This is a genomic window from Pseudoduganella sp. SL102, assembly GCF_027856995.1.
Taxonomy (GTDB): domain Bacteria; phylum Pseudomonadota; class Gammaproteobacteria; order Burkholderiales; family Burkholderiaceae_D; genus Rugamonas; species Rugamonas albidiflava.
The window spans coordinates 3196099-3216807 of the sequence record NZ_CP115554.1; the positions used below are offsets into that span (position 1 = coordinate 3196099).

Here is a 20709-nt window from a genome sequence, read left to right on the forward strand (position 1 = left end):
ACGATGCGCGACAACATGCCGGCGGCAATGAACGCAATGAACGCAATGAACGCAATGAAGGCAATGAAGGCAATGTAACGGGCTGCGGCCAGCTCCAGGGATCAGGGCCGGCGACCACCTGCCGCCTTGTCCGCCACGGGTTCGCCGAAATCGGGCGTGCCATCCGCACGCCACGCGATCGCCTGCGCGCGGGTATGCCGGTTCGGATCGTTCAGCGAATCGCCGGGAATATGCTCGTAGTCGCGCGCGTGATAAACCAGGATGTCGGTCTTGCCATCCGGCGTAGTGGTGAACGAATTGTGGCCGGGGCCATACTGGCCGGTGGCCTTGCTGCTGGCGAAGACCGGGCGCGGCGACTTGGTCCATGAGGCGGCGTCGAGGAGATTGGCGCCGGCATCGGCCGTCAGCATGCCCAGCGCGTAATTCGCATCGGTCGCGCTGGCCGAATAGGTGACGAACACGCGGCCATTCTTCACCAGCACGGCCGGCGCTTCGTTGACGTCGAACTTCACCTTTTCCCACGCGTATTCGGGCGTGGTCAGCAGGGTCGCCGGGCCCTTGATCGACAGCGGCGTATCCATTTCGGCGATATACACGGCCGTCATGTGCTTGTCGGCCGTGGGCGGGCGCTGGGTCCACAGCAGGTAGCGCCGGCCGTCGAGGGCGAAGGTGGTGGCGTCGAGCGCGAACACTTCCCAGCCCGTCTTCAGCTGCCCGCGCTCCCTCCAGGTTCCCTCGAGCGGATTGGCCGCGTCGTTTTCCAGTACGTACAGGCGGATATCCAGCGGCGCATCGTCGCGCCCGGCCGTGAAATAGATATACCACTTGCCATCGATCCGGTGCATTTCCGGCGCCCAGATGTTCCGGCTCATGGGGCCGGTGGCGTGGCTGCGCCAGACGACCTTGCTCTCGCTCTTGCCGATGCCGTTCAGGTCGCGCGCGCGGCGCACCTCGATGCGGTCGTACTCGGGGGCGGTCGCCGTCAGGTAGTAATAGCCGTCGGCCTGCAGCGTCACGTGCGGATCGGCGCGCTGCGGCACGAGCGGATTGTCGAAAACGGGCGCGGCGCCGGCCGGCAACGAGAAGACCAGGGCGGCAATCAGGGGCAGGGAACGGTATGGCATGGGACGGTATGGCATGGAAGCGGGAGAGTAGACAGGAGCGGCGAGTGTGCCATCGCCGTCGCTGCCCGCGCCAATCACATTTGCCTGCGAAGGGATGCCCGAATCGGTATCTCCACGCCCGCGCCGACGCTGCAAAAGTTATGATTGCGCTATCTTTGTCGCCTGCTTTATGCGAACATTCAGTGTACGGTATATGCACTGTTTGCGCTACCGGCGGTGACCGGAATGGCCCGGCAGGGCCACGTCCGTCATCGTGGTAATCACCGTGAGCATCGCCGGCAAGCGCCATCCCGGCATTGCCGTAACCTGGAGAGGAGATCGAATGCAAGCCCAGATTTGCATGGAAAAAAACCGCCGTTCCATTCGTCCGCTGACGGCCGGACTGCTTGCCGGCGCATTGGCGCTGGCGTGTGCCTTCGCGCCCCCCGCGATGGCGCAGGACGACAAGATGACGCCGATCGCGGCACCGGCGCAGCCCGACGCGATCGTGCTGGACACCGGGGCGCTGCCGGGTGCGACGGTGCAGGAATCGTGGCACCGGCAGTACGGCAGCGTGTTCGCCCGCAACGTGACCGTGGCCACCCTGACGCCGTTCCTGCCGCCCAAGGGCAAGGCGACCGGTGCGGCCGTGATCGTCGCGCCGGGCGGCGGCTTCCGCACGCTGTCGATGAACAATGAAGGCTGGGACGTGGCGCGTGCGCTGGCCGACAAGGGCGTGGCGGCGTTCGTGCTGAAGTACCGCCTGAACCAGACCCCGGCCGACATGCCCGCCTTCGAGCGCGCCATGGCCGAGATGTTCTCGGGCGCCGCCAAGCCGCGGCCGCAGCAGGATCCCGCCGTCGAACTGGCGCCGCAGATCGCCGATGCACGCGCCGCGTTCGCGCTGGTGCGCGCGCGCGGCGGAGTGGGGCGTGGACCGCGACCGCATCGGCATGGCCGGCTTCTCGGCCGGTGCCATGCTGACGCTGTCCACCGCGCTGTACGGGCAGGATGCCAAGCCGGCCTTCATCGCCAACATCTATGGCCCGCTGTCGCCGGTGACGCCGCCGGCCGGCGCGCCGCCGCTGTTCGTGGCGCTGGCCGCGGACGATCCGTTCTTCGCCAACGCCGGCTATGGCCTGGTCGACAGCTGGCGCGCGGCCAGGCGTCCCGTGGAATTCCACCCGTACGAGCAGGGCGGGCACGGCTTCGGCATGTATCCGAAGACGACCGCCAGCACCGGGTGGTTCGACGGCTTCACGCGCTGGCTTGGCATGCACGGCTACCTTCAGCGCAAGAGCTAGCCCGTACCAACCACGGCGGCACCGCTCAAGTTCCTGAGTGAATGGGGCGTGCCGCTGGCCCGCCGCGGCGGCCGGCTCTACCATGCCATGGTCCAGTCCATGAGAGAGCCGGCATGTCCCACCACTCCAGCCACCGCCGTCACTTCGCCCTGTCGCTGCTCGCCGCGCCGTTCCTCGCATTGCCGGCTTGCGCGACACTTGGCGATGCCAGGCGCTTCCCGATCACCGGCTTCGGCGCCGTCGCCGACGATCGCACCGTCAACACCGCCGCGATCCAGCAAGCCATCGACCACGCCGCGGGGCAGGGCGGCGGCACGGTGGTGGTGCCGGCCGGCGTGTTCGTCAGCGGCGCGCTGTTCCTGAAGCCGGGCGTGCACCTGCACCTGGAGCAGGGCGCCGTGCTGAAATGCTCGACGGACCTGAGCCATTTCCCGGCGCGGCGCACGCGCATCGAAGGGCACTTCGCGCCGAACTTCAACCCGGCCCTGATCAATGCCAGCGGCTGCGATGGCCTGAAGATCACCGGCAAGGGCACGCTCGATGGCGCCGGCCGGCCCATCTGGGACCTGTTCTGGAAACTGCGCAACGCGGCGCCCGACCCGCACAACTTCGCCAACATCAGTGTGCCGCGCGCCCGGCTGGCCCTGATCGAACGCTCGCGCAACGTGACCGTCGAAGGCGTCACGTTCAAGGATTCGCAATTCTGGAACCTGCACCTGTACCGCTGCCAGGACGTGACGGTGCGCGGCGCGCGCTTCGAGGTGCCGGACGACTACAAGCAGGCGCCCAGCACCGATGGCATCGACCTGGACAGCTGCCAGCGCGTGACGGTCGACGGCTGCTATTTCTCGGTGACGGATGACTGCATCGCCGCCAAGGGCTCGAAGGGCCCGCACGCGCTCCAGGACCAGGACAGCCCGCCCGTCGAACATATCCGCGTGCGCAACTGCGAGTTCCGCCGCGGCCACGGCGTGATGACCTTGGGCAGCGAGGCCACGCTGGTGCGCGACGTGCTGGTCGAAAACTGCAAGGTGGGGCCCGGCGTCTCCAACGTGGCCGTGCTGAAGCTGCGCGCCGACACGCCGCAGCATTACGAAAACATCCACTTCCGCGGCCTGGTGCTCGATTCCAGCCGCGGCCTGATCGTCGCGATCCGGCCATGGACGCAGTACTTCGACCTGAAAGGCGCGCCGCCGCCGAAGTCGGTGGTGCGCAACGTCAGCCTGGTGGACATCAAGGGGCGCTTCGGCGCCTTCGTCAAGATCGCGCCGAACCCGGGCCAGACCGAGATCGCCGGCATCCTGCTGAAGGATATCGACGTGCAGCTGGACAAGGCCGCGCTCGACGCGACGGGCATCGCCGGCCTCCAGCTGGAAAACGTGCGGGTCAACGGCCAGCCGGTCACGCTGTAGCCGGCGCCGGCGGGCCGCGCCAGCGCGGTAAGGAACACTGTTGTATCGGCGTCGCACGGCGCCGAAAAATGCGTGGATAGAAGGGCACGTTTCGGCGACTTGCATCTTGACAGGCGCTATTATTGCCGCACGGCTACATTCTTCCCGCATTTCCTCCTTCCTTACCGACCCATCACATGAACCAGCGTCCCACCTGGAGCCGTGCGCTCCTGCCCGTGCTTTGCCTCGCCGCGTGCGCAGGCGCCGCGCAGGCATCCGGCACCGAAACCGGCACCGACACCGACACCAGCATCCGCGTCGACTCCACCACGCAGGCGGCGCAATGGACCGCGACCGCAGGCGTCGTGTCGCAGTACGTCTCGCGCGGCATCCGCCAGACCTGGGGCAAGCCGGCCGTGCAGGGCGGCGTCGACTACGTGCGCGCGGATGGCTGGTCGGCCGGCACCTGGGCATCCACGGTGAGCGACCGCTTCATGGAAGAAGGGCGCGTCGAGTGGGACCTGTACGGCGGCTATAGCGGCAGCGCGGGCGCCATCGGCTACAGCGTGATGGCTTATCTCTATGAATACCCGGGGGCCCGCATGAGCGCCACCGGCGACAAGTTCGACTACGCCGAACTGGCGCTGGGCGTCACCTGGCGGGCCGCGTATGCCAAGTACTACCGCACCGTCAGCCCCATGTTCTTCGGGATTCCCGATTCACGGGGCACCGTCTACCTCGACGTGGGCGCCAACCCGGCGCTCGGCGAAGGCTGGACGCTGAACCTGCACGCCGGCGATGGCCGCGTGGCCGGCGCCGGCAACGACATCTGGAACTGGCGCGACGCCAAGGTGGGCGTCACCAGGGACCTGGGCGGCGGCTGGAGCGCTTCCGTGGCGCTGACGCGCGCCTGGGGCCGGACCAACATCTACCAGACCTACACCACCGGCATGCCCGATGCGGCCGGGAACATCCGCCACGCGAACGTGGCCAAGGCAACCGCCATCGTCGGCGTGAGCCGCACCTTCTGACGGAGCGCAGCATGAAGCTATTTCGCAACTTGTCCCTGAATGCCCGCATCGGCATCGCCGCCAGCGGCCTGCTGGTGGCCAGCCTGGCGCTGGTCGCCGGCGTCACCGGTGTCCGCAACAGCAACAGCGCGGAAGCAGCCGCCATGCAGCTCGCGCATACCTCCGCCGCCGCCGCCGCGGCCACGCTGGCGGGACGCATCGAGACCAATTTTGCCGCCACGTCGACACTGGCCGGAACGGTCGGCGCCACGCTCGGCGCCGGCCACCACCTGTCGCGCGACCAGGTGGACGACGCCGTCCAGGCCGTGCTGCGCAATGCGGAAGACCTGATGGGGTCTTCCGTGACGATGGAACCGAATGCCCTCGATGGCAGGGATGCCGAATTCGCCGGGCAAGAACCCCGTTTCGACGCCTCCGGCCGCTACATGCCGTACTACACGCGCAAGGCCGATGGCGGCATCCATGTCGAACCGATCACCTTCAGCAGTGCCCCCGGGGCGAACGACTGGTATGACGTGCCGATGAAGACCGGCAAGCGCATGCTCACCAAACCGGTGGCCTATCCGGTCAACGGCAAGGATGTGCTGATGGCGTCGCTGATGGCGCCGGTGCTGGTCGGCGGCCAGGTCAAGGGCGTCGTCAGCGGCGACCTGTTGCTGACGAAGCTCGGTGAAATCCTGGCCGGCATGCGGACGGTGGAACAGGGCAGGCTGGCGCTGGTGTCGAACCAGGGCCTGTACGCCAGCCATCCGGACATCGCGCGCAACGGCAAGAAGGCCGACGACATGCCGGCGGCGGCGCTGGCCGCGGTGCGCGCCGGCCAGCCGTACGAATATGAAGTGGACGGCATCGTCAACCTGGTGCAGCCGCTGCGCCTGGTCGGCGGCGTGGCGCCGTGGGCCGTGCGCCTGGCGTTTCCGAAAAGCGTGGCCACCGCGCCGGCGCGCGAGCTGATGATGTACACGGTGATCGCCTCCGCGCTGTGCGCCGCCATCGCGGCCGCCGTGATGCTGTTTACGCTGCGCCGCCTGACCCGGCCGCTGCGCGAACTGGCCCGCACCATGACGCAGCTGGCCGGCGGCAACGCCGACCTGACCAGGCGCCTGGCCGTGGCGGGCAACGACGAGCTGGCGGTGATCGGCAACGGCTTCAACGCCTTCGTGGCCAAGATCGAGGCGGTGCTGGCGCGCGTGCGCGACAGTTCGGCCAGCGTGGCCACGGCCAGCGCCGAGATCAGCCTGGGCAACGCCGACCTGTCGGCACGCACCGAGCAGCAGGCCAGCGCGCTGGAGGAAACCGCCGCGTCGATGGAAGAACTGACCAGCACCGTGCGGCAGAATTCGGACAATGCCGCGCAGGCGCGCGAGCTGGCCGCCAACGCGTCCGGCGTGGCTGTGCGCGGTGGCGCCGTGGTGGCTGAGGTGGTCGAGACGATGGCGGCGATCAATGCCTCGTCGCACAAGGTGGTCGACATCATCTCCGTGATCGACGGCATCGCGTTCCAGACCAATATCCTGGCCCTGAACGCGGCCGTCGAAGCGGCCCGTGCCGGCGAGCAGGGCCGCGGCTTCGCCGTGGTGGCCAGCGAGGTGCGTAACCTGGCCCAGCGCAGCGCCAGCGCGGCCAAGGAAATCAAGGCGCTGATCGGCGAATCGGTCGCCCAGGTGGAACGCGGCAGCGCGCTGGTGCAGGGCGCCGGCGCCACGATGGACGAGGTGGTGACGAGCGTGCGCGGCGTGGCAGGCATCATCGCCGAGATCGCGGCCGCCAGCGTGGAGCAGAGCGGCGGCATCGGCCAGGTCACGCAGGCGGTCGGCCAGATGGATGGCGTGACGCAGCAGAACGCCGCGCTGGTCGAGGAAGCCGCCGCCGCGGCCGAAAGCCTGCAGCAGCAGGCTGCCACGCTGGTCGCGCTGGTCGGGGAGTTCCGCATCGGCAACTGATTGTGGACGGGGGGCCGCGTATGAAGGAGAATACCGCCGACATGCGCAACCAGGAGAAATCATCGTTCCACTACCGGAAATGCCACGCGGGCCCGCCTCGTGCGACGGCGGCGACGGACATCGTGCGACGGGCGTGACCGGCAAGCCGGGGCCGATGTCCGCCGGATCCGCCCCGGCGAAGTAGGCGGGAATCGCATGGCGCCCCTTCGCTCCAGTATTCTGCCGTCGCTGCTGGCCCTGGTGACGGCATCGGCGCCGGCATCCGCACCGGCCGCGCCGCGCCAGCCCGAACCTCGGGTAGCCAATGAGGCGGCCCGGAACTCGTCCCAAGACGTGGCCGCGCCTGCGCCCGCACGCGCCACGCTCCAGAGCACGAGCTGGACTCGCAAGGATGGCGCGCCCGCCAATGTGTTTTCCATGGCCCAGGATGGCAACGGCCTGCTGTGGTTTGCCGCGACCGACGGCCTGTACAGCTTCGACGGCGCGCGCTTCCTGCCCCAGCGCGCGGTGTATGGCCATCCCCTGCATGTGCAGGCAACCACCGCGGTGACGGCGGTGGGCGAGACGATCTCGGTCGGCTACCAGTTCGGCGGCATCAGCCGCTTCGAGCATGGCGCGGTGCGGCACTACGCCGGCAAGGACGGACCGCAGGGCGCGATCTACCATTTCATCCAGCTCCCCGACGGCAGCCTGTGGGCCACCGGCTCGCGCGACCTGCACCGCTTCGACGGCGAAGGCTGGCGGCTGGTCACGCCGGCCGACGGCCTGTCGGAAGGCCTGGTCATGTTCCATACCGTGTTGCCCGACGGCAGCATGCTGGTCTACGCCCCCGATGGGATCTACCAGAGCGCGCGCAAGGCTGGTTCCGGCGGGTACACGTTCACCAGGGTGCTGGACGAACCCGGCGTGGACGGGGGCGACGTGTGGAAAGACGGCCAGGTGCTGATCAACAGCCGTGCGCACGGCCTGCGGCTGTTCGATCCCGCCAGCGGCAGGCTGGCGCCATTCGCGCTGCGCAACGGCGGCCTGCCGATGCATACCTATACCGTCGACCATCGCGGCCGACTGTGGGTCAACACGGGCGATGCACTCCAGCTGCTGGATGAAGCGCGCAGGCCGCTGCAGCAGTTCATGCCGGCCAACGGTTTCTCGGGCAAGACCATGACTACGGCGCTGACCGACCGTGAAGGCAATCTGTGGTTCGCGACCGAGAACGGCGTCGATCGCGTGCGCGAACCGCGGCTGGCGACGATCGCGCTGCCCACCGGGCTGACCGGTCCTCCCGGGGTCGTCGCGGGCGATGATGGCGCGGTATGGGTCATCAACTTTCATCATGAGAATGCGTTCAGGGTACCCACCTTCATCGTCGATGCCGATGGCACGCGCCGCGACACCGGCATCCACCGGGTCAGCGCCACGCACCGCCAGGCCGACGGCACTCTGTGGTTTGCCGGCGACGGCGGCCTGTGGCGCGTGCGCAAGGGCGAGACGACGCGGGTCCCGTTGCCGGGCGAGCTGGCGGGCCGGACCGTCCAGGCCATCGCCATGGGAGCGGACGGTGGCCTCTGGCTGTCGGTGGTGGGCCAGGGCATCCATGCCTTGCGGCGGGGCGCGTGGAGCGCCGGCGGCGGCCATCCCGAACTGGCGATGCCGACCGCAATTTCACTGAGCGCCGACCGGGCCGGGCGAATCTGGCTCGGCTACCCGGATAACCGGACCGCCATGCTGGAGAACGGCGTGGTGCGGCAGTTCGACGGCAAGGACGGTCTCGCCGTCGGCAATACCCTGGCGATGGTGCAGGGGCATGACCGCTTCTGGATCGGCGGCGACCGTGGCCTGGCCTGGTTGGATGGCAGGGGCTTCGTCGGCGTTGGCGAGCGCGGGCGGGGATCCTTCTATGGCGTCTCGGGCATCGTCGAGCGTGGCAATGGCGGGCTGTGGCTGCGCGAAACCAGCGGCCTGGCGCGCCTGGATGCCGCGGCGCTTTCCACCGCGGCGGACCGGCGTCTGCCCGACGTCGCCGCCGAGCGCTTCGACCACCTCGATGGCCACCGGGGCATGCCGGCCCAGATCAGGCCCTTGCCTTCGCTGGTCCAGGCCACCGATGGCCGCCTGTGGTATGCGACGTCCAGCAGCGTGGGATATATCGATCCCGCCGCGATTCCCCGCAACCCGCGCCCGCCGACGGTACTGATCGGCGCCGTCCGCACGGACGAACGCGCCTATCCGGCCGGCGCGGCGCTGGCACTGCCGGCGCGCGTGCCGCGGCTGGAGATCGACTTCACCGCCACGGCGCTGTCGATGCCCGAGCGGGTGCGCTTCCGCTATCGCCTGGTCGGCCAGGACGGCGCCTGGCGCGATGCCGGCGGCCCGCGCCAGGCGGTCTATACGAACCTCGCGCCGGGCACCTACACATTCGAAGTGATTGCCGCCAACGAGGATGGCGTGTGGAGCCCGCGCCCGGCGAGCGTGGCCCTGTCCATCGAGGCCGCCTTTACCCAGACCCTGTGGTTCAAGCTGGCCTGCGCGCTCGCTGCGGTGGTGGCGGTATGGCTGCTGCACCGCTGGCGCCTGGCCCGGGTCGCCACGCGGCTGCACAACGACCTGAAAGTGCGCATGCTGGAACGCGAGCGGATCGCCCGCACCCTGCACGATACCTTCCTGCAGAGCGTGCAGTCGCTGGTCCTGCGCATGCATGTGCTGATGCACAAGCTGCCGGACCATAGTGCCGTGCGGGCGGAAGCCGAGGAGGTGCTGGCGCGCGCCGAGCGCGTGATGGACGAAGGCCGCGACCGGGTCCGGCAGTTGCGGGGGCCTGCCGTGCGCGAGGGAAGCCTGGCGCAGGCGTTGACGGAAGCGGGGCGCGAGTTCGCGGCATCGGTTAGCACCCGCTTCGTCGCGCACGTCGACGGGCGCGCGCCGGAACTGGCACCCGAGGTCGAGGACGAGTTGTTCACCATCGGCCGCGAAGCGCTCGCCAACGCCTTCCGCCACGCCGCCGCCACCAAGGTGGCCTTGCAGCTCGACTACCGCGGCGGCATGTTGCGCCTGGCCGTGGTCGACGACGGTCGCGGCATCCCGCGCGACATTCTTGCGCGCGGCGCGCGGGCAGGGCACTGGGGCTTGCCCGGCATGCGCGAACGTGCCCACCTGGCCGGCGCCGCCCTGGAGATCGACAGCACGCCGCGCGGCACGACGATCCGCGTGACCATGCCGATCGCGGCGGGCACGCCCGTGCGCGACCTGCATACCGCGTGATGGACCGGGCCCCGACCATGCATACCACTTGCCACTGGTCTTGAAGCGGTATCACTGCTAGCATGTCCCAACGATAACGAAGGGGACAGGCATGCAGCAGATGAGCATCGACAACCTCGGCGCGCCGGTGCGCCATTCGACACGGGAGGTGGTGGCCGGCATGCTGTTCGTGGGGCTGCTGTTCTTCATCCTCGGCTTCGTCACCTGGCTCAATGGCTCGCTCGTGCCGTTCCTGAAGATCGTCTGCGACCTGAACAACTTCCAGGCCCTGTGGGTGACCTTCGCCTTCTACATCGCCTACACCGTGATGGCGCTGCCGTCCGCCGCGGTGCTGCGCCGCACCGGCTACAAGAACGGCATGACGATCGGCCTGGGCATCATGGGCGTGGGCGCGCTGCTGTTCATCCCGGCCGCGCACAGCACGCGCTATGAACTGTTCCTGGCCGCGCTGTTCACGCTGGCCACCGGCATGACGCTGATGCAGACGGCCATCAATCCCTACATCGTCTGCCTCGGCCCGCGCGACAGCGCCGCCATGCGCATCAGCATCATGGGCCTGTTCAACAAGGGCGCCGGCGTGGTGGTGCCGCTGATCTTCACGTCGCTGATGCTGGCCGACATCGACCGGTTTTCCCATACCGCGCTGGCCACGCTGGAGCCGGCCGCGCGCGAGGCGATGCGCGCCGCGCTGGCGCAGCGGCTGGTGTTCCCGTATGCATGCATGGCGGCGCTGCTGTTCGCGATCATGGTGTTCATCCATTTCTCCAGCCTGCGCGATATCGCCCCGGAGGAAGATGAACCGGCCGCGCCGGCGGAGGAGGCGGCACGGCCCGGGTATGTGGAAGCAAAGGGCGGCGTGCTGCAATTTCCCCAGCTGGTGCTGGGCGCGCTGGCGCTGTTCGCCTACGTGGGCGTGGAAGTCATCGCCGGCGACACCATCGGCCTGTACGGCCATGAGCTGGGCGTCGCCAACTTCGGCGTGCTGACGTCGTACACGATGGTGTGCATGGTGCTCGGCTACCTGGTCGGCGTGGTGGCGATCCCGCGCTGGCTGTCGCAGCAGCGCGCGCTGCTGCTGTCGGCGGTGGCCGGCATCGTGTTCACGATCGGCGTGGTCACCGGCTCCACCCAGCCCGGCGGCATTGCCGAAGTGCTGCTCGGCTGGACCGGCATCGCGCCCGTGCCGGACACCGTGATGTGCCTGGCCCTGCTGGGCATGGCCAATGCGATGGTGTGGCCGGCCATCTGGCCGCTGGCCCTGCAGGGCCTGGGGCGCCACACCGCCAGCGGCTCGGCGGTACTGATCATGGCCATCTGCGGCGGCGCGGTGTTGCCGCTGCTGTATGGCTACCTGTCCGACCTGGCCACGCCGCGTGCCGGCTACTGGCTGCTGCTGCCGTGCTACCTGCTGATCCTGTGGTATGCCGCGAGCGGCCACAAGCTGCGCAGCTGGCGCTGAACCGAACAACAATGCACTGGGAGACACGCTTGGGTAATCGAACGAAGGCCTGGGGCAGCGCCCTGGCCACACCGCACTGGCTGGCGATGCTGGCACTGCTGGCATCCTCATCTGCAACCTCATCTACAAATTCGGCAACCGTGGCGGCAGCGCCCGCACCGGCCGCGTCCGCGGCGGCGCCGGACGGCGCGGCCAGTGCCGCCAGGCTGCAGGTGCGCTGGGAACTGCAGCGCAACGTGTTCACGGAACAGGCGCCACGCGGGCGCACGCAGGCGCGGCTGATCCTCACCAACAACGACAGCCGGCCGTTGCCGGCGCGCGGCTGGACGCTGTACTTCAACAGCATGGATGCGCTGGAGACCGGCGCCGTGGGCGGCGGCCTGCTGCTGGAGCAGGTCGCCGGCGGCTACTTCCGCCTGCTGCCCGGCGACGGCTTCGCCGGCCTGGCGCCGGGCCAGTCGCTGGAAGCAGGCCTGCTGTACCCGTACCGCATCGTCAAGCTGGACAAGGCGCCGACCGGGCCGTACCTCGTGTACGACACCGCGCCCGACGTGGGCATGCCCATTGCCGACGATGCGCTGTTGCCGGTCACGCGGCCGGAGCAGGTCAGTACGGGCAACGACAATACCACCGGAACCACCGGCCCCAAACCGCTGGTCGCGCCGGCCGACACGTATCGCCGCAATGCCCGTGCCGACCTGCTGCCCGCGGCCGCCGTGCCGCCGGTGCTGCCGACGCCGTTGCACCTGCAGCCCGGCACCGGCAAGCTGCGCCTGGCGGGCAAGTCGGCCGTGAGCGCGCCGGCCGCGCTGCGCGCCGAAGCGGCGCTGGCGCACGATCTGTTCGGCGCGGGCGGCGCTCCCTGAAACTCGCGGTGGGCAAGGTGGAAGGGCAGACCTCGCCCGAAGCCTACCGCCTGGTCATCGATGCCAGGAACGGCATCGCCATCACCGGCAACAGCCCGGCCGGCGTGTTCTACGGCCTGCAGACGCTGCGCGACCTGATGCCGCTGCCCGGCACCGCCGATCCGGCACTGCCCGAAGTGGCGATCACGGATGCGCCGCGCTTCGGCCACCGCGGCCTCATGCTGGACGTGGCGCGCAATTTCCATGGCAAGTCCACGGTGTTCAAGTGGCTCGACCTGATGGCCCGCTACAAGCTCAATACCCTGCATTTCCACCTGACGGACGACGAGGGCTGGCGCCTGGAAATCGCCGGCCTGCCGGAGCTGACGGCGATCGGCGCGGTGCGCGGCCACAGCACGAAACCGGGCGTGCGGCTGCAGCCGGCCTACGGCTCCGGCCCCGATCCGCGCGATGCAGCCGGCAGCGGCCATTTCAGCCGCGCCGACTACCTCGAGATCCTGCGCTATGCGAAGGCGCGGCACATCGACGTGATCCCGGAGATCGAGATGCCCGGCCATGCGCGCGCCGCCGTGCAGGCAATGGAAGCGCGCTACCACCGGCGGAAGGCCGCGGGCGGCAAGGATGCGGCGAAATACCTGCTGCACGACTTCGACGACCGCTCCGTCTACAAGTCGCCGCAGCTGTACAACGACCACGTCATCAATCCCGGGCTGGAATCGAGCTACACCTTCATCGCCCACGTGGTGGCGGAAGTCGTCAAGCTGCACCGCGCGGCCGGCGTGCCGCTGCGCACGATCCACATGGGCGGCGACGAGCTGCCCGACGGGGCGTGGGAAAAGTCGCCCGCCAGCCTGGCACTGATGCGCAGGGAAAAGCTGGAGACCAGCGCCGACCTGTGGGACTACTTCTACGACCGTGTCGACGGCATCCTGAAGCGGCACGGGCTGTTTGCTTCCGGCTGGGAGGAAATGGCCGCGCGCAAGACCACGCTGGCCGGGCGCCACAAGCTGATCCCGAATCCCCGGTTCACGCAACGGGGCTTTTCCGCCTATGTCTGGAACAACAAGGAGGGCGCCGAGGACCTGGCATACCGCCTGGCCAACGCCGGCTACGATATCGTGCTGGCGCCGGTGACGAAGATGTACATGGACATGGCGCACAACCAGAATCCCGAGGAGCCCGGCGTCAACTGGGGCGCCTATGTGGAACTGGACGACGTGCATGACTTCATCCCCTTCGATTACCTGAAGAACGCGCCGGACAAGGCGCGCATCGGCAAGGATGGCTTGACGGACTACGGCAGGCGGCGCGTGCGCGGCATCGAGGCCACGCTGTTTACGGAAACGGTGCGCGACCCGGCGCGCATCGACTACCTCGTGATGCCGCGCCTGCTGGCGGTGGCCGAGCGGGCCTGGGCGCCGGATCCGGCCTGGGCCACCGAGGCCGATCCGGCCCGGGCCGCGGCATTGCACCGTACCGCGTGGTCCGGCTTCGTCAATGCGCTGGGCCAGCGCGTGCTGCCACGCCTCGACCTGGAACGGGCCGGCGTCGACTACCGTATCGCGCCGCCCGGCCTGCTGGTCGAGAATGGCCGGGTGCTGGCCAACCACGTGCTGCCCGGGCTGACGCTGCGCTACACGAGCGACGGCAGCCCGCCCGCGGCCACCAGCCGGCCCGTGACCGGGCCGATCGCCGAACGGCGCCTCATCAAGGTGGCGGCGTTCGACCGGAACGGCCGGCCAGGGCTGGTGGCCAGCGTAGAGAACCGCTGACCGCCAGCCGGACGATCCTCAGCGGGGCGGCGGCACCGTGATGCCGGCCTCGGTCTGCACCACCGTCTTCATCGTGCCGTCCGGGTTGTACTGCAGGTGCTCGACGGTGACGGCACGCCGGCCGATGGCGCCGTTCATGTCGCCGATCGCCAGCGTGGCGTTGTGCAGGAACAGGTACCAGTTGTCCTTGAACTGCACGATGCCCGGATGGATCGTGAAGCTGTACTTGCCCGAGCCGGTGAGCAGGCCGCGGTGGGTCCACGGACCCTCGATGCTGGGCGCCGTCGAGTAGGAAACATGTTCGTCGCGCTGCGTGGTGCGGTCCAGCGACGCGTACGTCAGGTAGTACATCTTGCCGCGCTTGTGCAGCCACGGGCCTTCCTCGAAATGGGGCGGCGTGATCTCGCGGATCGGGCCGTCGATCTCGGTCATGTTGGGCTTCAGCTTGGCGATATAGCACTGCCGGTTGCCCCAGGCCAGCCAGGTGGTGCCGTCGTCGTCGGTAAACACGGTGGGGTCGATGTCTTCCCAGCTGTGCGTGCCCTTCGGCGTCATCGCGTTGGTGACGAGGGCCGAGCCGCGCGCATCGCGGAACGGGCCGGTCGGCTTGTCCGACACCGCCACGGCGATGGCCTTGCCGGGATGCGTGCCATCGTGCTCGACGGCCGCGTAGAAGTAGAACTTGCCGTTCTTCTCGATCGCCTGCGATGCCCAGGCATCCGCCTTGGCCCACTTGAAGTCCTTGACGTGCATGATGGGACCGTGATCGGTCCAGGTCCTCATGTCCTTCGTCGAATACACCAGCCATTCGCGCATGTTGAACATCTCGTCGCGCTGCGCCTCGTCGTGGCCCACGTACAGGTACAGCGTGTCGCCGACTACCAGCGGCGCGGGATCGGCCGTGAACTTGTCGCGGATGATCGGGTTCGACCCGGGCGCGGCCTTGGCTTGCGTGTTCTTAGCCTGGGCCGGCTTGCCTTGCGTCGTCTTCACCTGCGCCGCCGCCGGCGCGGCCAATGCCGCCGCGCACACGGCAACGGCGGCCAGGCGCAGTGCCCGGCCGGATTCGCGTTTCGTGACTGCTTTCATGGTGCCTCCTGTTGTTTATTGATTTTTACCTGGTGATGTTCGCCTGCACGAACGGACCGACCACGACGCCGACGAAGCCCTTGGCCTTCTGGGTGGACAGGAACGTCACGTCCACCCCCGTCTTCAGCGTCTTCAGCTGCCCGCCCTGGTCTTTGCCATTCCTGTAGCGGTAGGCCGACTGGCCGCCGCGCATTTCCATGGCCAGCTCGACGCGGCCGTCCGGTGCCGGTGCCGTGCCGAGCAGGGTCTCCCTGCCGCCTTCGGATTTGTACAGCGCCACCACCCGCTTGCCATTCACCCGCGCCAGGCCGAGGAACATCCATGCGCCGTCGTTCTGCATCGCCAGCAGGCCGGCGCGGTCGCCATCGTGCTGCGGGGCGTAGTCGACGACCGTCGAGACGGTGGCGTCATGGTGCTGCTGGCGCCGGCCGATGAAGCCCGGCACGCCCGCCAGGTCGCCCAGCGGCTGGCCCGCGTGCAGCACCAGCGCGCCACCTTTCAGATCGTACACGCTGGCGCGCGGCGTGCGCAGACCCATCCAGCCCGGCGACAGCGGCCCGTCGAACTCGTCGACATAGGCGAAGTCGCCGTTCATCGGCACGGCGGGCGCGGGCTGCGCCGGCAGGTTTGGTTTCGCATGCGTGTAGGGAACCGGCTTGCCCTGTTCCAGGATCATCGGCCAGCCATCCTTCCACGTGACCGGCAGCAGGAACGTGTCGCGGCCGATGTTGTAGAAGTTGCCGGGATAGGGGCGCGTGGCCAGGAACGCGGCCCACCATTCGCCGTTCTGCGTCTGCACGAACTTGGCGTGGCCGGCCGTCGTTACCGGATTGGCGCGCTGCGGGTCCAGGTCGCGCTGGGTCAGGATCGGGTTCACCGGTCCCGGCACGTACGGGCCCATCACGTCCTTCGAGCGGAATACCACTTCGGAGTGGTTGTCGGCGGTGCCGCCCTCGGCGCAGATCAGGTAGTACCAGCCGTCCTTCCTGAAGATGTGCGGCGCCTCGATCCAGATCGGGTTCTTCTTCGGGTCCACGCCGCCGTCGACCAGCACCTTCGGCTTGCCGATGCGCTGCAGCGAAGCGGGGTCCAGTTCGGTGATCCAGATGGCGCGGTGGCCGTCATAGCGGGGCGTGCCTTCGGGGGCGTCGTTGTGGACCACGTACATCTTCCCGCCATCCCGGAAGATCGACGGGTCGATGCCGTTCAGCCCCTGCACGGTGACGGGCTTCGACCACGGTCCGGCCGGATTGGTGGCCGTGACGATGAAGTTGCCCACGCCGCCGGGGCAGCTGGCGCAGGTGGTGATGATGTAGTAGCGGCCGTCATGGTACGAGATGTCCGGCGCGAAGATGCCCTGCGAGCCGCGCACGCCGGTGAAGTCGATCTGGCCGGGGCGGTCCAGCGCATTGCCGACCTGCGTCCACGTGACCAGGTCCTTCGAATGCATCACCGGCAGGCCGGGGAAATTCGTGAACGACGACGCCACCATGTAGTAGTCGTCGCCGGCGCGCACGATCGACGGGTCCGGGTAGTAGCCGGCCAGGACCGGGTTGACGAATTCGCCTGGCCGCGGCCTGGCCCGCTCCTGTGTCTGGCCGCTGTAGCTGAAGCGCTCGAAGCGCGCGCTGGCGGCCGGGTTGTCCGCGCCGTGCGCCGGGCCGGCCAGGAGAAGCGCTGCGAGGGATGCTGTTGGAAGTCTCATCGATGTAAACCCGAAAAAAAACGCGGCCCCGTGATGGCAGGGGCCGCCAACTCGCCGGAGCGAGACCATGAATCGTTACAGTGAAACTTGAAACTTGAAACTTGAAACGTGAAACTAGAACGCCGTGCGCAGCGACATCGTGTAGCTGCGGCCCGGCTTGTACTCGTCGTAGATCGCGTTGCTGAACTGCGTGTAGGTCTGGCTGATCGCGTTGTTCAGGTTCCAGGCCGACAGCGTCACGTCGGTGTTGTAGGCGAAATTGAACATGCGCTTCAGGTTCATGCTCAGCGACAGGTCGACCTGTTTGCGTTCCGTCGTGTAGGCATAGGCGCCACCCGGCACGGTGATACCCGTGCTGGTGTTGACCACGTGCGCGGCGGTGTGCTGGCGCGACACGCGGGCCGACAGGCCGTTGCGCTCGTAGTACAGCGTGAAGTTGTTGGTACGTGGCGGCACGCCGGCCACCGGCGGCGCATCCGCTGCCTCGTCCGTCTGCTTGGTATAGGTGAAGTTACCGGTAAAGCCGAAGCCTTTCACGGGCAGCATGTCCAGCGGCTGCTGCCACGTCAGTTCCACGCCGCGCACCTTCAGCTTGGTGTCGATGTTGTAGGGTTCCGTGACCTCGACCAGGTGGTTGGCCCGGCCGCCGCTGGCGGTGACGGCCTGCTGCTGCGCATCCGTCAGGCCGATTTCGCCATACAGCGCATCGAGCTCGGACAGCGTGTACTGCAGCACGCGCCTGCCGGGGCGGCTAGTGATGTCCTTGGCGAAGGCGCTGGCCGCCACGTAGGCCTCGCGGCTGAAGTAGTACTCGATGCCGGCATCGAGGTTGTTGGCGGCGAAGGGTTTCAGGTTCGGGTTGGTGAGGTTGCCCTGGCGCGCGCCCTGGTCGCCGATCGACAGGCGGGTCTGGCGCAGGTCGGCCGGGTTGGCGCGCGTCAGCGATTTCGAACCGGACAGCCGGAAGATCGTGTTCGGCGTGATGTTGTAGGCCAGCGTGGCCGACGGCAGCGTGTTGCTGTAGCGCGTCGTTTCATAGGCCCACGAGTCCAGGTTGGGATACAGGCCGCCATTCTGCAGGCCGGCGTTGCGCGGGTCCGCCACGAACGACAGGTCGCCGATGGTCTGTTTGGTGCGCGCGTGCCGCAGGCCGGCGTTGTAGCGCAGCGTACGGCCGAACACCTCGGCGCGGCCATTGATCTCGGCGAAGGCCGACGTCACCACCTCGCGGATATAGCCGCCGCTGCCGCTGTTGAAGCCCTGGTAGATATTGTCGCGGAAGAACTGGTAATCCGTGTCCTTGGCGAACTTGGGCCAGTCGACAGTAATGAAGCCGTGGTTGCTGGGGTGCGCGTACTGGGGCACGGCGGCATTCGGCACCACCGATCCCAGGTAAGCCAGCGGCGCGCCGCCCGCCGTGACGCCGGTACCGTAGCCGGGGTAGGCCGTGGCGGCATCGGCGATCGCCCCGGGCGTGCTGCGGCCGTCGCAGCCTGGGGTGCGCAGCTGGGTGTTCGGCGCGAACAGGCGTGCGTTGACGTTGTTGCCGCAGGCGACGTTCATCCACGCGTCAGCCACGCTGTAGCCGCGGTAGCGGCGCTCGATGTCGTCCCATGCGCCGCCCACTTTCAGCGCGAAGTCGCTGTCGCCCCAGTTCACGTTCAGGCGCGAACCCTTGGTGGTGTTGGTGCGCTCGTACAGGTCCATGCGCAGGCCGGACAAGCCCTGGCCGGCCTGGTACCAGCCGAAGTTGGCGGCGTCGTTCACGTCCAGGTTGCCCGTGTAGGTCGGCGTCTGTCCCGCCGTCGTGTTGTCGTAGGTGATGACGGAATTGGCCGACGGGGTGGCCAGCAGCACGGTCGGCATGTCGCGCCAGAACGTGCTCTTGGTGTAGTTGACGTGGCCGTCGATCGTCCACTTGTCCGCCGGGCGCCATTCGAAGCCGGGGTTGAAGCTGCGGAACACGGTTTTTTCTTCCATCGGCCGGAATTCCAGCGACCAGAACGTGTTGGCGAAGGTGCCCTTGGTGATCACGCAGCCCACGGTGCAATCGCTGCGGTCGAATTCCAGCCCGATCGGGATCGGCGTGTTGGCGCGGGTGCCCACGTTCATGCCTTCGGACAGCATGCTGTTTTCCTTTTGCGCGAACAGCGTGTCCAGGTAGATATCCCACTGGTCGTTCGGCTGCCACTGCACGCTGATGACTTCACCGGCGCGCTTGCGTTCGCCCTGGTAGACGATGTGGCGGCCCAGGCGGCCCATCAGCCCGTTGTCGATCTGCTGGAGCGTGGCGCCGGGGTTCAGCGCCAGCAGCATGTTGCGGTCGATCTGCTTGCCCGGCACCAGCAGCGATTGCGCATACGAGGGCAGGGAGGCCAGCGGCAGGCCTGACGGCACCGTGTCCGGCGTCGACTGCGAGCCGCCGCCGGTGCTGTTCGGCTTGTCCGCGGCGGTGGCCTGGAAGCCTTTCAATTGCAGGTTGCGCATGTCCACGGTCTGGAACGCGTCGGTCTTGTACTTGGTGTTCCCCCAGGCCACGCCGCCGAGGATGCCGAAGCGGCCGAAGGTGCTGCTTTTCCACGTGTTGCTGATCAGGGCCGAGCCGGTATTGCCCCATTTGCCATCCTGGTCGCGGTAATTGCCCGACAGCGTGAAGGCCGAGCGCAAGCCCGCCTTGTCGAACGGGCGCACGCTGCGCATGTTGACGGTGCCGGCGATGCCGCCTTCGATCACGCTGGCCTGCTGGCTCTTGTAGACGGTGGCGCTGCGGAACAGTTCGGACGGCAGGAAGTCCATGTCCACTTCGCGGTTGGCGCTGATGTTGCCGCCCCAGCTGCCGGCCGACGCCGACGCCATCGGCGCGCCATTGAGCAGCACGCGGGTGAACGCCGGGCCCATGCCGCGGATCGAGATGTTCATGCCTTCGCCGTCGATCGACGCGCGGGTGACCTGCACGCCGGGAATGCGCGACAGCGCGTCGGCGATGTTCGGATCGGGGAACTTGCCCATGTCCTCGGAGAACACGGTATCGGACAGGCCGATGTTGTCGCGCTTTTCAGCGGCCGACAGGCCCAGGGAGCTGCGGTAGCCGCTGACGGTCACTGTCGGCACGACCGGGGCCGTCGCGCTGCCCGCCACGCTTTGCGCTGCCGCGCTGGCACTGGTGCCGGCCGTGGTGGTCGCAGTGGTGCTAGCGGTGGCACTGGTACTGGCGGTGCCTTCCGCGCCAACCGGACCCGGCAACGTGCCAGCCTGCGACTGGGCATACACACTGCCGACGATGGTCGAGATAACGCTCAGCACGAGCGCGTCGCGGCCCAAGCGGCGCCGGGCGGCGCCTGCAACTTTTTTGTTCATCCATGTCTCCGTTATTGTGTGCCTCGAGGGCGCTGTCGGCCGGTGGTACCGTGCCGCATGTTTTTACTGGATTTCTATTGCTGGATTAACAACATCTTTGTCCGATAGTGCTGGTGTTCTTGTGTGGTTCCTTTCGTTTCGAATACGAGGGGTGATAGCGTTGATCAAAAAATGATATGCGCAACCATCAATCATCCGTGTGAGCGGTTGGCTTCCGTGGAGAAGGATTTTCAGCACACTGAAATATTTGCTGGCCGTGGAAGCGAATCTAGACCTTGTTTTATCGCTAATCCAATAACTTATAACGCCGGATCGATATTGAAATCGATATCAGCCTGCCTGATTCGCTGGTATCGTGGCGTAAGTCCATGGATTCAAATGAATAGCGCAATCATCACTTTTGGTAGCGCTTCCAAATTCTTTTTGCGCGA

Annotated in this window: 13 protein-coding genes; 8 read left to right on the top strand and 5 right to left on the bottom strand. The window is 67.7% G+C overall.

The genetic code is table 11. The features are described 5' to 3' along the window. Positions 1 to 101: 101 nt before the first annotated feature. Together OU994_RS13640 and OU994_RS13645 are read right to left on the bottom strand one after the other, a co-directional pair. Positions 102 to 1124: a glycoside hydrolase family 43 protein gene (locus OU994_RS13640; RefSeq protein ID WP_281611190.1), complete on the bottom strand. Its 1023-nt coding sequence runs from the start codon at positions 1122 to 1124 to the stop codon at positions 102 to 104. A gap of 207 nt (positions 1125 to 1331) precedes the next feature. Continuing rightward, on the bottom strand, positions 1332 to 1910 hold the full coding sequence (locus OU994_RS13645; protein WP_281611191.1) for a hypothetical protein: 579 nt from the start codon (positions 1908 to 1910) through the stop codon (positions 1332 to 1334). Positions 1911 to 1987: 77 nt separating this feature from the next. Here OU994_RS13645 and OU994_RS13650 point away from each other — a divergent pair, with 77 nt between their 5' ends. From OU994_RS13650 to OU994_RS13685, 8 genes are all read left to right on the top strand, one after another. Then, a complete protein-coding gene (locus OU994_RS13650) occupies positions 1988 to 2407 on the top strand; it encodes an alpha/beta hydrolase (RefSeq protein WP_281611192.1) in 420 nt (139 codons plus the stop codon). A 113-nt stretch (positions 2408 to 2520) separates the two neighbouring features. After that, complete coding sequence (locus tag OU994_RS13655; RefSeq protein WP_281611193.1) at positions 2521 to 3819, top strand: glycoside hydrolase family 28 protein; 1299 nt, start codon at positions 2521 to 2523, stop codon at positions 3817 to 3819. 176 nt (positions 3820 to 3995) lie between these two features. After that, positions 3996 to 4829 carry a TorF family putative porin gene (locus tag OU994_RS13660; RefSeq protein ID WP_281611194.1) on the top strand — a complete coding sequence of 278 codons (834 nt, stop codon included), beginning with the start codon at positions 3996 to 3998 and terminating at the stop codon, positions 4827 to 4829. 11 nt (positions 4830 to 4840) lie between these two features. Beyond that, positions 4841 to 6772, top strand: a complete 1932-nt coding sequence (locus OU994_RS13665) for a methyl-accepting chemotaxis protein (protein ID WP_281611195.1) — start codon at positions 4841 to 4843, stop codon at positions 6770 to 6772. 195 nt (positions 6773 to 6967) lie between these two features. Beyond that, positions 6968 to 10030, top strand: coding sequence for a sensor histidine kinase (locus tag OU994_RS13670; RefSeq protein ID WP_281611196.1), 3063 nt, complete (start codon positions 6968 to 6970; stop codon positions 10028 to 10030). Between the two features lie 91 nt (positions 10031 to 10121). Continuing rightward, complete coding sequence (locus OU994_RS13675; protein ID WP_281611197.1) at positions 10122 to 11489, top strand: sugar MFS transporter; 1368 nt, start codon at positions 10122 to 10124, stop codon at positions 11487 to 11489. Positions 11490 to 11518: 29 nt separating this feature from the next. Further along, positions 11519 to 12355 carry a carbohydate-binding domain-containing protein gene (locus OU994_RS13680; RefSeq protein WP_281611198.1) on the top strand — a complete coding sequence of 279 codons (837 nt, stop codon included), beginning with the start codon at positions 11519 to 11521 and terminating at the stop codon, positions 12353 to 12355. An 8-nt stretch (positions 12356 to 12363) separates the two neighbouring features. Beyond that, positions 12364 to 14127, top strand: a complete 1764-nt coding sequence (locus OU994_RS13685; RefSeq protein ID WP_281611199.1) for a family 20 glycosylhydrolase — start codon at positions 12364 to 12366, stop codon at positions 14125 to 14127. An 18-nt stretch (positions 14128 to 14145) separates the two neighbouring features. Here OU994_RS13685 and OU994_RS13690 read toward each other — a convergent pair whose 3' ends face one another. From OU994_RS13690 to OU994_RS13700, 3 genes are all read right to left on the bottom strand, one after another. Continuing rightward, entirely contained in the window at positions 14146 to 15216 is a 1071-nt protein-coding gene (locus tag OU994_RS13690) for a glycoside hydrolase family 43 protein (RefSeq protein ID WP_281611200.1), read from the bottom strand. A 25-nt stretch (positions 15217 to 15241) separates the two neighbouring features. Continuing rightward, on the bottom strand, positions 15242 to 16921 hold the full coding sequence (locus tag OU994_RS13695) for a glycoside hydrolase family 43 protein (protein WP_281611201.1): 1680 nt from the start codon (positions 16919 to 16921) through the stop codon (positions 15242 to 15244). A gap of 114 nt (positions 16922 to 17035) precedes the next feature. Continuing rightward, positions 17036 to 20278 carry a TonB-dependent receptor gene (locus tag OU994_RS13700; RefSeq protein WP_281611202.1) on the bottom strand — a complete coding sequence of 1081 codons (3243 nt, stop codon included), beginning with the start codon at positions 20276 to 20278 and terminating at the stop codon, positions 17036 to 17038. Between the last annotated feature and the right edge of the window lie 431 nt (positions 20279 to 20709).